The sequence below is a fragment of the Streptomyces sp. NPDC019224 genome (assembly GCF_040632605.1).
Taxonomy (GTDB): Bacteria; Actinomycetota; Actinomycetes; order Streptomycetales; family Streptomycetaceae; genus Streptomyces.
The window spans coordinates 12,791-27,055 of the sequence record NZ_JBEYCF010000027.1; the positions used below are offsets into that span (position 1 = coordinate 12,791).

Genomic DNA, 14,265 nt, shown 5'->3' on the forward strand with positions numbered 1-14,265 from the left:
CCCGGCGCCCTCACGGGCCCGGGACGGCGCCGCTCAGACCAGGGACCCGCCCGGCAGTTCCACCTTCGCGCCGAGCTTCTCCAGCTTGTCCATGAAGTTCTCGTAGCCCCGGTTGATCAGGTCGATGCCGTGCACCCGGGAGGTTCCCTGGGCCGCGAGGGCGGCGATCAGGTACGAGAAGCCGCCGCGCAGGTCCGGGATGACCAGGTCCGCGCCCTGGAGCTTCGTGGGGCCCGAGACGACCGCGGAGTGCAGGAAGTTGCGCTGGCCGAAGCGGCAGTCGGAGCCGCCCAGGCACTCGCGGTAGAGCTGGATGTGCGCGCCCATCTGGTTGAGCGCGGAGGTGAAGCCGAGCCGGGACTCGTACACCGTCTCGTGGACGATGGACAGGCCCGCGGCCTGCGTCAGGGCGACCACCAGGGGCTGCTGCCAGTCCGTCTGGAAGCCGGGGTGTACGTCCGTCTCCAGCGCGATCGCGTTGAGCGCGCCGCCCGGGTGCCAGAAGCGGATGCCCTCGTCGTCGATCTCGAAGGCGCCGCCGACCTTGCGGTAGGTGTTCAGGAACGTCATCATCGAGCGCTGCTGGGCGCCGCGGACGTAGATGTTGCCCTCGGTGGCCAGCGCGGCGGACGCCCAGGAGGCGGCCTCCAGGCGGTCCGGGATGGCGCGGTGGGTGTAGCCGTCGAGGCGGTCCACGCCGGTGATCCGGATGGTCCGGTCGGTGTCCATCGAGATGATCGCGCCCATTTTCTGCAGGACGCAGATCAGGTCCTCGATCTCCGGCTCCACGGCCGCGTTGGACAGCTCCGTGACGCCCTCGGCGAGCACCGCGGTCAGCAGCACCTGCTCGGTGGAGCCCACCGAGGGGTACGGCAGCCGGATCTTGGTGCCGCGCAGCCGCTGCGGGGCCTCCAGGTACTGCCCGTCCGCCCGCTTCTCGATCGTCGCGCCGAACCGGCGCAGCACGTCGAAGTGGAAGTCGATCGGCCGGCCGCCGATGTCGCAGCCGCCGAGGCCGGGGATGAACGCGTGGCCCAGGCGGTGCAGCAGCGGCCCGCAGAACAGGATCGGGATGCGCGACGAGCCGGCGTGGGCGTCGATGTCGGCGACGTTGGCGCTCTCGACGTGGGTGGGGTCCAGGACCAGCTCGCCCGGCTCGTCACCGGGGCGCACCGTCACGCCGTGCAGCTGGAGCAGCCCGCGCACGACCCGGACGTCACGGATGTCGGGCACGTTGCGCAGCCGGCTGGGTCCGCTGCCGAGCAGCGCGGCGACCATCGCCTTGGGCACCAGGTTCTTGGCGCCTCGGACGCGGATCTCGCCCTCCAGCGGGGTTCCGCCGTGGACAAGCAGGACATCGTCTGTGCCGGTCATGGATCTCGCGTTCCGGAGTGGTCGGGCAGGGGGCCAAACGAAAGGGTAATGGCCCCGCACCCCCCTTCCGTAAGGGAACGGGCGGTGCGCGAACGTCATGGATCCCCCGCGACACGCTCTGCTGTGGAGGACTTGCGGAGGGTCACCGTCCGGATGGGCGGCCCGCCCGTGCGCTCCCCATGCACCCGTGCGCCCTGAGCTGCGCTCGGGCACCGAGCGCGACGACCGCGTCACTTGCCCCCCGCGCCGGGCGAAGATGCGGGATCATTTCTGCCATGACCGAGGTGTCCTCGCTCACAGGGCGGCTGCTCGTGGCCGCGCCCGCCCTGGCGGACCCGAACTTCGACCGCGCGGTCGTGCTGCTCCTCGACCACGACGAGGAGGGCTCCCTCGGCGTGGTCCTCAACCGCCCCACCCCGGTGGGCGTCGTGGACATCCTGGCGGCCTGGGCCGGGCTGACCGGTGAGCCGGAGGTCGTCTTCCAGGGCGGGCCCGTCTCGCTGGATTCGGCCCTCGGGGTCGCGGTGATCCCGGGCGGCGAGGGGCCTCTCGGCTGGCGGCGGGTGTACGGGGCGATCGGCCTGGTGGACCTGGAGGCGCCGCCCGAGCTGCTGGCGGCGGCCGTCGGCTCGCTGCGGATCTTCGCGGGGTACGCGGGCTGGGGCCCGGGCCAGCTGGAGCGCGAGCTGTCCGAAGGCGCCTGGTACGTCGTGGAATCGGAACCCGGGGACGTGTCCTCGCCCCGCCCGGAGGGCCTGTGGCGTGCGGTCCTGCGCCGGCAGCGCAGCGAACTGGCCATGATCGCCACGTATCCGGACGACCCTTCGCTGAACTGATGTCCCGTCCTTCAGTACGCTTGGCGGTTATGAGCACTCTTGAGCCCGAGCGCGGGGCAGGTACCGGAACCCTCGTGGAGCCGACGCCGCAGGTGTCGAACGGCGACGGCGACCACGAGCGCTACGCCCATTACGTCCAGAAGGACAAGATCATGGCGAGCGCCCTGGAGGGCACCCCCGTGGTCGCACTGTGCGGCAAGGTCTGGGTACCGGGGCGCGACCCCAAGAAGTACCCGGTGTGTCCGATGTGCAAGGAGATCTACGAGTCCATGGGCGCCGGCGGCGACAAGGACAAGGGCGGCAAGGACAAGAAGTAGGGCGGCAGCGGCCGGTACGGCCCCCTCGAAGGCCCGGGAGTCCCCGGGGCGCGCATCCGCGTGCCCCGGGGACTCTTCGCGTCCGGGCCGGCCGCGCGTTGCGCGGGGCGGTTCGCCGGCTCGCGGAGTGGTGCAGACCACTTGTCGTCGGCCTGGTCCCCCGCCTACTCTCCTGCCTGTTGTGCAGAACGAAATACGCGTTGCGCATGCTGCAATCCCTTCCGGTGCGGGGGCGGGGACGCGGGTTCCGAGGGCGAAGGGGTGAGGTCGTGGGCGGTCGCCCGTGGTGCCGGGTGACGGGTCGGTCCGCCCGTCGGGCGGGTGTGGGGGGAGACGGAGCGGTTGAGGACTGACGTCATGGACATGGAACTGATCCCGGCGCCCCTGCGCGCCGACGGCCCGGGGCACCGCGGATTCGTCCTCGACGCCTCCACCACCATCGCGGCGGCCCCCGGCACCGCGACCACCGAACGCTGGCTGCGCACCACCCTGGGTGCCGCCTTCGGGCTGCCCCTCGCCCCCGGCGCCGACTCCGCCCCGCGCGCCGTGGTGCTGCGCACCGACGACACCCTGCCCCCGGAGGGCTACCGGCTGACCACCCGGCCCGACGAGAGCGTCGTCATCACGGGCGGCGGCCCCGCCGGGGTGTTCTGGGGCGCCCAGACCCTGCGCCAGCTGCTGGGCCCCGAGGCGTTCCGCCGGGCGCCCGTGAGCGACGCCGGCGCGCACGGCTTCGCGGCCGCCGACATCGAGGACGCGCCCCGCTTCGGCTGGCGCGGCCTGATGCTCGACGTGGCACGGCACTTCATGCCCAAGGACGACGTCCTGCGCTACCTCGACCTGCTCGCCGCCCACAAGCTGAACGTCCTCCACTTCCACCTCAGCGACGACCAGGGCTGGCGCGTCGAGATCAAGCGCCACCCGCGCCTCACCGAGGCCGGCGCCTGGCGTCCGCGTACCAAGTACGGCCACCGGGCCTCCGAGCTCTGGGACGAGACCCCGCACGGCGGTTACTACACCCAGGACGACATCCGCGAGATCGTGGCCTACGCCGCGGCCCGGCACATCCGGGTCGTCCCCGAGATCGACATCCCGGGCCACTCGCAGGCCGCCATCAGCGCCTACCCGGAGCTCGGCAACACCGACGTCGTCGACACCTCGGCCCTCGGCGTGTGGGACGACTGGGGCGTCACGCCGAACGTCCTGGCCCCCGCCGACCACGTCCTGCGGTTCTACGAGGGCGTCTTCGAGGAACTGCTGGACCTCTTCCCGCCGGAGACCTCGCCCTTCGTCCACATCGGCGGCGACGAGTGCCCCAAGGACCAGTGGAAGCGGTCGCCCGCCGCGCAGGCCCGCATCAGGGAACTCGGCCTGGCCGACGAGGACGAGCTGCAGTCCTGGTTCATCCGCCACTTCGACACCTGGCTCACCGCGCGCGGCCGCCGCCTCATCGGCTGGGACGAGATCCTGGAGGGCGGCCTCGCCCCCGGCGCCGCAGTCTCCTCCTGGCGCGGCTACGCGGGCGGCATCGCGGCCGCCGAGGCCGGACACGACGTGGTCATGTGCCCGGAGCAGCAGGTCTATCTGGACCACCGTCAGCACGGCGGCCCCGACGAGCCGATGCCCATCGGGTACGTCCGCACGCTGGAGGACGTCTACCGCTTCGAACCCGTCCCGCCGGCCCTGAGTGAGGAGGCCGCCCGGCACGTCCTCGGCACCCAGGCCAACGCCTGGTCCGAGGTCATGCAGAACCGCGCCCGCGTCGACTACCAGGTCTTCCCCCGCCTCGCCGCCTTCGCCGAGGTCGCCTGGTCGGCGCTGCCCGCCCCGGAGGAACGGGACTTCGCCGGTTTCGAGCGCCGCATGACCGCGCACTACGCCCGGCTCGACGCGCTCGGCGTCGGCTACCGGCCGCCGGCCGGACCGCTGCCCTGGCAGAAGCGCCCCGGCATCCTCGGACGCCCGATCGAGGGAGCGCCCCCGAACGTGTGAGCCCGGCGGCAACCCGCTCTCCCGCCACCACGGTCCCTGCGACCGTGGTGGCGGCGCCATTTCACGGAGGGGCGCTCCCGGCAGCGGGGAAAGTCGTACGAACATGCGGAAGGCCGGCAAAGAGGGCCCATCGCCGAACCGGCGTGAAACCGGGACCATTACCCTGGCCGGGGGCGGATACTCCCTTCGCGGACCTGCGCGTCGGGGCGGTCCGAAGATGTGCCAGAGTTGCCACGTCCGGGCTTCGAGCACGTACCGTACGGCGCAACAGGCGGGAGCGCCGGGACACCGGGAAGGGGCAGCTGGGTTGACCACGCACGCACCGCAGGCGACGCAGTCCGTGACGCTGCCTGCCTCGCTGGACGAGGCGGTGGCGGCACTCGGCGCCATGCCGGCCGCCGTCCCCGTGGCAGGCGGCACGGACCTGATGTCGGCCGTCAACAAGGGGCTCCTGCGCCCCTCCGGTCTGGTCGGACTCGGCCGGATCAGCGAGCTGCGCGGCTGGCACTACCAGGACGGTCACGCCCTGCTGGGCGCCGGCCTGACCCACGCCCGCATGGGGCGGCCCGACTTCGCGGCCCTCATCCCCGCGCTCGCCGCCTCCGCCCGCGCCGCGGGCCCGCCGCAGATCCGCAACGCCGGCACGCTCGGCGGCAACATCGCGTCCGCCGCCCCGACCGGCGACACGCTGCCGGTGCTCGCCGCGCTGGAGGCCGAACTCGTCATCGCGGGCCCCGGCGGCGCCCGCCGCGAGATCCCCGTCTCCCACCTGCTGGCCGGCCGCGAGATGCTGGAGCCCGCCGAACTGATCGGCTTCGTCCGCGTTCCGCTGCTGCACGCCCCGCAGGTCTTCCTCAAGGCCACCGGCCGCACCGGCCCGGGCCGCGCCACCGCATCCGTCGCGATCGTCCTCGACCCCGCCAGGCGCGGGGTGCGCTGCGCGGTCGGCGCCATCGCGCCGATGCCGCTGCGCCCGCTGGAGGCCGAGCGCTGGATCGCCTCACTGATCGACTGGGACGGGGCACGCGGCCTCGCGACCGACGCGCTGGCCGCCTTCGGCGAGTACGTCGCGGCCGCCTGCGTCCCGGACCAGGAACCACCCGCCGAGGGGGGAGAGGCGCCACCGCTGCCCCCCGCCGTACTGCACCTGCGGCGCACCGTCGCCGCGCTCGCCCGACGCGCGCTGGGGAGGGCACTGTCGTGAGCAAGGAGAACCCCGCCGAGCAGCACGCCGGCTGGCAGCCGACCCCGCAGGGCGGCGAGTACGACGGTGAGGCGACCGCCTTCGTCCACCTGCCGCCGGAGGACCTGGCGGACATCCCGCTGGCCGCGCCCGGCCACGGCTACACACCGCCGATGATCCTGCCGCTGACCCCCGCCGCCGGCCGCGACCCGTCGGCCACCGGCGGCTGGGCCGCCCGGCCCCCGGAACAGCAGACCGGCCGGCCCGGGCACTCCGCGCCGGACGCGGTGCACTGGCCCGACCCGAACCAGCAGTCCGGCTACGGCTATCCGCACCCCGGAGCGCAGCAGCACCCGAGCCCCTACCAGGAGCCGTACGCCGGTGACCCGGCCGCCACGGCCCAGTGGTCCGTCGACACCTCGGTGTCCTGGCCGGCCCCGGCCGCCTCGCCGGGCGGCGAGCTCTCGGACGACTCCGGCGAGCTGTACACCGCCCCGCCCGCCGCCGACTGGTACGCGGACCGCCCGGCCACCCTCCCGGGCGGCGCCCCCGCCCCGTGGGCGGTCCCGGAGCCGGCCGCGGCCGGCGAGACGGGGCGGGAGCAGGGGGAGGCCGGCGCGGACGCGCCGGCGGAGCCCCCGGCCGACGGTCCGGCGGAGGGTCCCGCCGATGCCCCGGCGGGTGTTCCGGCCGAAGGCGGCCCCGAGGCCTCGCCGCCCGTCCCCGACGAACAGCACCCCGTCGCGCCGGGATCCGGCGCCGTCACGGAGGCGGACGCCGCGGAGCCCGACGCCGGGCCCGTCGCGGAGGTGCGCGAGGACGCGGTGCCCGACACGGAGGGGGCCCACGCCGGTGCCGGGCCCGCCGCGGACCCCGGGGCGCAGGCACCCCAGGCACCCCCCGTAGCCGAAGGGCCCAGCGAGCACCCCGCCGCCTCGTACGTGCTCCATGTCAACGGCGTGGACCGGCCCGTCACCGACGCGTGGATCGGCGAGTCCCTGCTCTACGTGCTGCGCGAGCGCCTCGGCCTCGCCGGGGCCAAGGACGGCTGCTCGCAGGGCGAGTGCGGGGCGTGCAACGTCCAGGTGGACGGCCGGCTCGTCGCCTCCTGCCTGGTCCCCGCCGCCACGACCGCCGGCAGCGAGGTCCGTACGGTCGAGGGCCTGGCCGTCGACGGGGAACCGTCCGACGTGCAGCGGGCGCTGGCCGGCTGCGGCGCCGTCCAGTGCGGCTTCTGCATCCCCGGCATGGCGATGACCGTCCACGACCTCCTGGAGGGCAACCACCGCCCCAGCGAGCTGGAGACCCGCCGGGCGCTGTGCGGCAACCTCTGCCGCTGCTCCGGTTACCGGGGCGTCCTGGACGCCGTCAACGAGGTCATCGCGGGTCGCGAGGCCGCCGCCGAAGCGACCGCCGAAGCGGCCGGATCCGCGGAGCCGGACGAGGCCCGCATCCCGCACCAGGCGGCCCCGGGCGCCGGTAGTGTGCAGGCCCACCAGCAGGACGGAGGCATGGCGTGAGCAACGAAGCGGCCGGCGCCGCCCACACGGCGATCGGCATCCCCTCGCCGGCCGGCCCGGGCGGACCCGAGGCCGAGCGGCCGCGGCTCGGCATCGGCGCCTCGCTGCCGCCGGCCGACGCCCGCGCCAAGACCGAGGGCACCTTCCCGTACGCCGCCGACCTGTGGGCCGAGGGCCTGCTCTGGGCGGCCGTTTTGCGCTCCCCGCACGCGCACGCCCGCATCGTGTCCATCGACACCTCGGCCGCCGCCGAGATGCCCGGCGTACGCGCGGTCGTCACCCACCAGGACGTGCCGGGCGAGGCCCTGTACGGCCGCAGGGTCGTCGACCGCCCCGTCTTCGCCTCCGACCTGGTCCGCCACCACGGCGAGCCGATCGCCGCCGTCGCCGCCGACCACCCGGACACCGCCCGGCTGGCCGCCGCCGCGATCGCCGTCGAGTACGAGGTGCTGGAAGCGGTCACCGACCCCGAGAAGGCGTTCGCCGCCGATCCGCTGCACCCCGACGGCAACCTCGTCCGCCACATCCCGCTGCGCTACGGCGACCCGGAGGCCACCGGCGAGGTCGTCGTCGAGGGGCTGTACCGCATCGGCCGCCAGGACCCGGCCCCGATCGGCGCCGAGGCCGGGCTCGCGGTGCCCCGGCCGGACGGCGGGGTCGAGCTGTACACCGCCTCCACCGACCCGCACACCGACCGCGACCTGGCCGCCGCCTGCTTCGGCCTCGAACCGGAGCGGGTCAAGGTCGTCGTCACCGGCGTGCCCGGCGCGACCGGCGACCGCGAGGACCCCGGCTTCCAGCTGCCGCTGGGCCTGCTCGCCCTGTGCACCGGCTGCCCGGTGAAGCTGGCCGCCACCCGCGAGGAGTCCTTCCTCGGCCACGCCCACCGCCACCCGGCCCTGCTGCGCTACCGCCACCACGCGGACGCGGAGGGCCGCCTGGTCAAGGTGGAGGCCCAGATCCTGCTGGACGCGGGCGCCTACGCGGACGCCTCGTCGGAGTCGCTGGCCGCCGCGGTCGCCTTCGCCTGCGGCCCGTACGTCGTCCCGCACGCCTTCATCGAGGGCTGGGCCGTCCGTACGAACAACCCGCCGTCCGGCCATGTCCGGGGCGAGGGCGCGATGCAGGTCTGCGCCGCCTACGAGGGCCAGATGGACAAGCTGGCAGCGAAGCTGGGGATCGACCCGGCCGAGCTGCGGATGCGCAACGTCCTGGCCACCGGCGACATCCTGCCCACCGGGCAGACGGTGACCTGCCCCGCGCCCGTCGCCGAACTGCTCACCGCGGTCCGGGACTTCCCGCTGCCCGCGCTGCCCAAGGACGCCCCGGAGGACGACTGGCTGCTGCCGGGCGGCCCCGAGGGCGCGGGCGAACCGGGCGCGGTGCGGCGCGGAGTCGGGTACGCGCTGGGCATGGTCCACATGCTCGGCGCGGAGGGCGCCGACGAGGTGTCCACGGCCACGGTCCGGGTCCACGACTCGGTCGCCACCGTCATCTGCGCGGCCGTCGAGACGGGGCAGGGCTTCTCCACGCTGGCCCGCCAGGTCGTCCAGGAGACCCTGGGCGTCGAGGAGGTGCACGTCGCCTCCGTCGACACCGACCAGCCGCCGGCGGGCCCGGCCGCCCACGGCCGCCACACCTGGGTCTCCGCCGGCGCCGTCGAACGCGCCGCGAAGATGGTCCGCACCCAGCTCCTCCAGCCCCTGGCGCACAAGTTCGGGATGTCCACGGAGCTGCTCCAGATCACCGACGGCAAGATCACCTCGTACGACGGGGTGCTCTCCACCACCGTGTCGGAGGCGCTGGACGGCAAGGAGCTGTGGGCCACCGCCCAGTGCCGCCCGCACCCCACCGAACCGCTGGACGAGTCCGGGCAGGGCGACGCCTTCGTGGGCATGGCGTTCTGCGCGGTCCGCGCGGTGGTGGACGTCGACATCGAGCTGGGCTCGGTCCGCGTGGTCGAGATGGCCCTCGCCCAGGACGTCGGCCGCGTCCTCAACCCGTCCCAGCTGGCGACCCGGATCGAGGCGGGCGTCACCCAGGGCATCGGCGCCGCCCTCACCGAGAACCTGCGCACCGCCCGCGGCCTGGTCCGCCACCCGGACCTCACCGGCTACGCCCTGCCGACCTCGCTGGACACGCCGGAGATCCGCATCGTCAAGCTCGTCGAGGAGCGCGACGTGGTCGCCCCGTTCGGCGCGAAGCCGGCGTCGGCGGTGCCGGTCGTGACCTCGCCGGCCGCGGTGGCCGCGGCGGTCCGCGCGGCGACCGGCCGCCCGGTCAACCGCCTCCCGATCCGCCCCCAGGCGGCGGTCGCGGCACCGAAGGGCTGAGCGTCCCGGACACATGACACCGCCCGCCCCTCCGAGCGAGGGGCGGGCGGTGGTGCGTGGAGACCGTGACCGGATTCGAACCGGTGTAACTCGAGTTGCAGTCGAGCCCCTGAGCCTCTCGGGCACACGGTCCTGCGTGGTGTCGCCGAACCGACCGTAGGCCCGGCCGCACGGCCCTCTCAAGGCTTCCGGCGGCCGTGCAACGCGACTGCCACACGCCGTTCACGAGCGGGGCGGCAGGCGTAGGACCAAGGGCCGAGACCGGGGCCGACCACCGACAGGGTTCATCAGGTGTTTCGCCCCTTACCCTTGGCTCATGACCGCCCTGGAACCGCGTGACACCGATGTCCCGCGCCTCGACGAAGACATCGACGTCCCCGGCCTCCCCGCCCCCGTACCGCCGGAGGGGATCCTCGGGCGGACCTACCGGGCGCTCAGCATCGGCATCGTCTCCGTGGTGTTCCTGATCGCCTTCGAGGCCACCGCCGTGGGGACCGCGATGCCGGTCGCCGCGCGTGAGCTGAACGGCATCCCGCTGTACGCGTTCGCGTTCTCGGCGTACTTCACCACCAGCCTCTTCGCCATGGTCCTGTCCGGGCAGTGGGCCGACCGGCGCGGCCCGCTCGCCCCGCTGGCCGCCGGGATCAGCGCCTTCGCGGCGGGGCTCCTGCTGTCCGGGACCGCGGGCTCCATGTGGATGTTCATCGCGGGCCGCGCCGTGCAGGGGCTCGGCGGCGGGCTGGTGATCGTCGCGCTGTACGTGGTGATCAGCCGCGCCTACCCGGAGCGCCTGCGGCCGGGGATCCTGGCCGCGTTCGCCGCGAGCTGGGTGATCCCCTCGGTCGTCGGGCCGCTGGCCGCCGGAAGCGTGACCGAGCACCTGGGCTGGCGCTGGGTCTTCATCGGCATCCCGGTCCTGATCGTCTTCCCGCTGGCGCTCGCGCTGCCCGAGATCCGGCGCATGGCTGCCGGGCCCGCGGACCCGGAGGCGCCCGTGGAGGCGTACGACCGCCGGCGCATCGCGCTCGCGCTGGGCATCTCGCTGGGCGCCGGGCTGCTCCAGTACGCCGGCCAGGAGCGGAACTGGTTCTCCCTGCTGCCGGCCGCCGCCGGGGCCGCGCTGCTCGTCCCCGCGATCCGGGGCCTGCTGCCCCACGGCACGTGGCGCGCGGCGCGCGGGCTGCCCGCGGTGGTGCTGCTGCGCGGGGTGGCCGCCGGGTCGTTCATCGCCGCCGAATCGTTCGTCCCGCTGATGCTGGTCACCCAGCGCGGCATGTCCCCGACCCTCGCGGGCCTCTCCCTGGCGGCGGGCGGCGGCACCTGGGCGCTGGGCTCCTACGTGCAGTCCCGGCCGCGCATGGAATCGCGCCGCGAGCCCCTGATGGTCGGTGCCATGGTCCTGGTCGCCCTCTCCATCGCGGCGGCCCCGGCCGTGCTGATCACCTCCGTGCCGGTGTGGACCGTGGCGGTCGCCTGGGCCTTCGGCTGCTTCGGCATGGGCGTGGTGATCGCCTCCACCAGCGTGCTGCTCCTGAAGCTGTCCGCCCCCGAGGAGGCCGGTGCCAACTCGGCCGCCCTCCAGATCTCCGACGGCCTCTCCAACGTCCTCCTGCTGGCCGCGGGCGGCGCGGCGTTCGCCGCGCTGGGCGGCGGCGCGGTGGACGCGGCCCACGAGGTGGCGGAAGCCGCGTCCGCCTCCCACCCGGGCGCCTTCGCGGTGGTCTTCTTCCCGATGGCGGCGGTGGCCCTGGCGGGAGCGTGGGTGGCGGGGCGGGTGCGGGAACGGTAAGTGGTACCGCGGTGGCCCCATGTGTGGTACTGTCGTGGTATGGCTATGAACCTGCGTCTGCGTGACGACCAGCAAGAGGCGCTCAAGCTCCGTGCGGAGGAAGAGGGCCGGAGCATGCACGCCATAGTGCTTCTGGCGATCGACCGGTACCTGGAGCAGGAGGCCGACCGTCACGAGGTGCGTCGGCTCGGCGCCAAGTACGCGGCTCACCATGCCGACCTGTTGAGGAGGCTGGGGGAGTGAAGTACCTGACGGTCCAGGAAGTGCTGGACCTGGCGGAACTCGCGTGCGGGGGGCAGCAGGTAGCGGTGCGTGACCTGGGGCTACTGAGTTCGGCGGTCCACCGGCCCCAGTCACAGATGTACGGCGTCGAGGCATACTCGGACCTCTTCGAGAAGGCCGCCGCGCTGCTGCAGTCGCTGGCGGTGAACCATCCCCTGGTGGACGGCAATAAGCGCATGGCCTGGATGTCCACGGTCGTGTTCCTCGACTTCAACGGCTCGGAGATGGTGGCCGTGGACCAGGACGAGGCGTACAAGCTCGTCGTCGAGGTGGCGCAGGGCAGTCTGGACGACGTAGGAGAGATCGCGCGGCGTCTCCGTGCACTGCACGCGGGCATGTGAACTGAGTCGCACTGCTACGGCCCCTCGGTCCGCTTGTACGAGAATCACGTGTGGGTGCCAGTAGGGTGGCCAAGCTGTCCTGCGGGGCACCCCACACGTACTCGAGAGACCCGAACCGGAGACCGTGACTACTACCGCCTCCCACCACCTCTCACCCGCCTTCCCCGGCCGCGCCCCCTGGGGCACGGCCGGCAAGCTGCGAGCCTGGCAGCAGGGCGCCATGGAGAAGTACATCCAGGAGCAGCCGCGCGACTTCCTCGCGGTCGCCACCCCCGGCGCGGGGAAGACCACCTTCGCGCTGACCCTCGCGTCCTGGCTGCTGCACCACCACGTCGTGCAGCAGGTCACCGTCGTCGCGCCCACCGAGCACCTGAAGAAGCAGTGGGCCGAGGCGGCCGCCCGGATAGGGATCAAGCTCGACCCCGACTACAGCGCCGGTCCGCTGAGCAAGGAGTACCACGGGGTCGCCGTCACCTACGCGGGCGTCGGCGTGCGCCCGATGCTGCACCGCAACCGGTGCGAGCAGCGCAAGACCCTGGTCATCCTCGACGAGATCCACCACGCCGGTGACTCCAAGTCCTGGGGCGAGGCCTGCCAGGAGGCGTTCGACCCGGCGACCCGGCGGCTCGCGCTCACCGGTACGCCGTTCCGGTCGGACACCAACCCGATCCCGTTCGTCGTGTACGAGGAGGGCGACGACGGCATCCGCCGCTCCTCCGCCGACTACACCTACGGCTACGGCAACGCCCTGGCCGACGGCGTCGTGCGGCCGGTGATCTTCCTCAGCTACAGCGGCAACATGCGCTGGCGCACCAAGGCGGGCGACGAGATCGAGGCCCGGCTCGGCGAGCCGATGACCAGGGACGCCATCGGGCAGGCCTGGCGCACCGCCCTGTCGCCCACCGGTGACTGGATCCCCAACGTGCTGAGCGCCGCCGACAAGCGGCTCACCGAGGTCCGCAAGGGCATCCCGGACGCGGGCGGGCTCGTCATCGCCACGGACCAGGAGTCGGCACGCGCGTACGCCAAGATCCTGAAGAAGGTCACCGGAGAGTCGGCCACCGTCGTCCTCTCCGACGAGAAGGCCGCGTCGAAGAAGATCGACAAGTTCAGCCAGGACGAGTCGCGCTGGATGGTCGCGGTCCGCATGGTGTCCGAGGGCGTCGACGTGCCGCGCCTGGCCGTCGGGGTGTACGCGACCACCATCTCGACCCCGCTGTTCTTCGCCCAGGCGGTCGGCCGCTTCGTGCGCTCCCGCAGGCGCGGGGAGACCGCGTCCGTCTTCGTGCCGACCATCCCGATGCTCCTCGAGTTCGCCAACGAGATGGAGGTCGAGCGGGACCACGTCCTCGACAGGCCCAAGAAGGGCGGCGACGAGGAGAACCCGTTCGCCGAGGAGGACAAGCTCCTCGCGGACGCGGAGCGGCTGGAGGACGAGGAGACCGAGGAGCAGCTGCCGTTCGAGGCCCTGGAGTCCGACGCGGTCTTCGACCGGGTGCTGTACGACGGTGCCGAGTTCGGCATGCAGGCGCACCCCGGCAGCGAGGAGGAGCAGGACTACCTCGGCATCCCCGGCCTCCTCGAACCCGACCAGGTGCAGCTGCTGCTCCAGAAGCGGCAGACCCGGCAGATCGCGCACAGCAGGCAGAAGCCCGCCTCGGAGGCCGACCTGCTGGAGAAGCCGGCCCAGGACCGGCCGGTCGTCACGCACAAGCAGCTGCTCGGCCTGCGCAAGCAGCTGAACACCATGGTCTCGGCCTACACCCACCAGAGCGGCAAGCCGCACGGCGTCATCCACACCGAGCTGCGCCGGGTGTGCGGGGGGCCGCCGAGCGCGGAGGCCACCGCCGGGCAGATCGAGCAGCGGATCAAGAAGGTCCAGGAGTGGGCCACCCGGATGAGGTGACCGCCGTACGGCCCGGGCCCCGGAATCCTCGCCGCGAGGGTCCCGGGGCCCCCTTCGAACGAAGAATCGGCCGGAAAAATTTTCACGGTGGGTCAACGGCGGTTCGCCTTCGGGCTACGGAGCGTCGCGGACGAGTCGGCCGACATGGACGCGCGTAGATGTGCCGTGAACGGTCCGCGCGCCGCTGACCGGCGCTTATGCTCCCGCACTGCGAGCCGGTTCACCGGGGCGACCGGATTCTGGACGAGGTCTTCCGCTGAGCGGACCCGCTCGCTACTGTCCAAAAAAATGTGAACGCCCCGTGGCAATGTGGCCGCGGAGCGCAGCCGGTGCCTTGGCCAGGCCGGCGGCCTCTCCGTGCGTCGCCCCGGGACCGGTGGCGCACCTCCCAC

Annotated in this window: 11 protein-coding genes and 1 tRNA gene; 10 read left to right on the forward strand and 2 right to left on the reverse strand. The window is 73.4% G+C overall.

The features are described from left to right. Positions 1 to 33: 33 nt before the first annotated feature. Positions 34 to 1,374 (reverse strand): UDP-N-acetylglucosamine 1-carboxyvinyltransferase, encoded by a 1,341-nt coding sequence (gene murA, locus ABZ564_RS18735; protein ID WP_360857239.1) that lies wholly within the window; start codon positions 1,372 to 1,374, stop codon positions 34 to 36. A gap of 275 nt (positions 1,375 to 1,649) precedes the next feature. Between murA and ABZ564_RS18740 the strand changes: the two genes are divergently transcribed. From ABZ564_RS18740 to ABZ564_RS18765, 6 genes are all read left to right on the forward strand, one after another. Continuing rightward, positions 1,650 to 2,210, forward strand: a complete 561-nt coding sequence (locus tag ABZ564_RS18740) for a YqgE/AlgH family protein (RefSeq protein WP_018100784.1) — start codon at positions 1,650 to 1,652, stop codon at positions 2,208 to 2,210. Between the two features lie 29 nt (positions 2,211 to 2,239). Next, positions 2,240 to 2,527: a DUF3039 domain-containing protein gene (locus tag ABZ564_RS18745; protein ID WP_026250415.1), complete on the forward strand. Its 288-nt coding sequence runs from the start codon at positions 2,240 to 2,242 to the stop codon at positions 2,525 to 2,527. 357 nt (positions 2,528 to 2,884) lie between these two features. Further along, positions 2,885 to 4,519, forward strand: coding sequence for a beta-N-acetylhexosaminidase (locus ABZ564_RS18750; RefSeq protein WP_360857243.1), 1,635 nt, complete (start codon positions 2,885 to 2,887; stop codon positions 4,517 to 4,519). 307 nt (positions 4,520 to 4,826) lie between these two features. Beyond that, positions 4,827 to 5,723, forward strand: coding sequence for an FAD binding domain-containing protein (locus ABZ564_RS18755; RefSeq protein ID WP_360857246.1), 897 nt, complete (start codon positions 4,827 to 4,829; stop codon positions 5,721 to 5,723). After that, a complete protein-coding gene (locus ABZ564_RS18760) occupies positions 5,720 to 7,222 on the forward strand; it encodes a 2Fe-2S iron-sulfur cluster-binding protein (RefSeq protein ID WP_360857249.1) in 1,503 nt (500 codons plus the stop codon). The genes ABZ564_RS18755 and ABZ564_RS18760 overlap by 4 nt, the downstream gene beginning before the upstream one ends. After that, the gene (locus tag ABZ564_RS18765) at positions 7,219 to 9,555 is read left to right on the forward strand and encodes a xanthine dehydrogenase family protein molybdopterin-binding subunit (RefSeq protein WP_360857252.1); all 2,337 of its coding nucleotides are present in this window, start codon (positions 7,219 to 7,221) and stop codon (positions 9,553 to 9,555) included. The genes ABZ564_RS18760 and ABZ564_RS18765 overlap by 4 nt, the downstream gene beginning before the upstream one ends. A gap of 57 nt (positions 9,556 to 9,612) precedes the next feature. Here ABZ564_RS18765 and ABZ564_RS18770 read toward each other — a convergent pair. Continuing rightward, positions 9,613 to 9,687, reverse strand: a tRNA-Cys gene (locus tag ABZ564_RS18770). Positions 9,688 to 9,871: 184 nt separating this feature from the next. On the opposite strand from ABZ564_RS18770, the gene ABZ564_RS18775 reads away from it, so the two are divergent. The 4 genes from ABZ564_RS18775 (at position 9,872) to ABZ564_RS18790 (ending at position 13,873) form a co-directional block, all read left to right on the forward strand. Continuing rightward, positions 9,872 to 11,344, forward strand: a complete 1,473-nt coding sequence (locus ABZ564_RS18775; protein ID WP_360857255.1) for an MFS transporter — start codon at positions 9,872 to 9,874, stop codon at positions 11,342 to 11,344. A 45-nt stretch (positions 11,345 to 11,389) separates the two neighbouring features. Further along, positions 11,390 to 11,587 carry a CopG family transcriptional regulator gene (locus tag ABZ564_RS18780; RefSeq protein WP_360857452.1) on the forward strand — a complete coding sequence of 66 codons (198 nt, stop codon included), beginning with the start codon at positions 11,390 to 11,392 and terminating at the stop codon, positions 11,585 to 11,587. After that, positions 11,584 to 11,967: a type II toxin-antitoxin system death-on-curing family toxin gene (locus tag ABZ564_RS18785; RefSeq protein ID WP_360857258.1), complete on the forward strand. Its 384-nt coding sequence runs from the start codon at positions 11,584 to 11,586 to the stop codon at positions 11,965 to 11,967. The genes ABZ564_RS18780 and ABZ564_RS18785 overlap by 4 nt, the downstream gene beginning before the upstream one ends. 124 nt (positions 11,968 to 12,091) lie before the next feature. Next, complete coding sequence (locus ABZ564_RS18790; protein WP_360857261.1) at positions 12,092 to 13,873, forward strand: DEAD/DEAH box helicase; 1,782 nt, start codon at positions 12,092 to 12,094, stop codon at positions 13,871 to 13,873. The last annotated feature ends 392 nt before the right edge of the window (positions 13,874 to 14,265 follow it).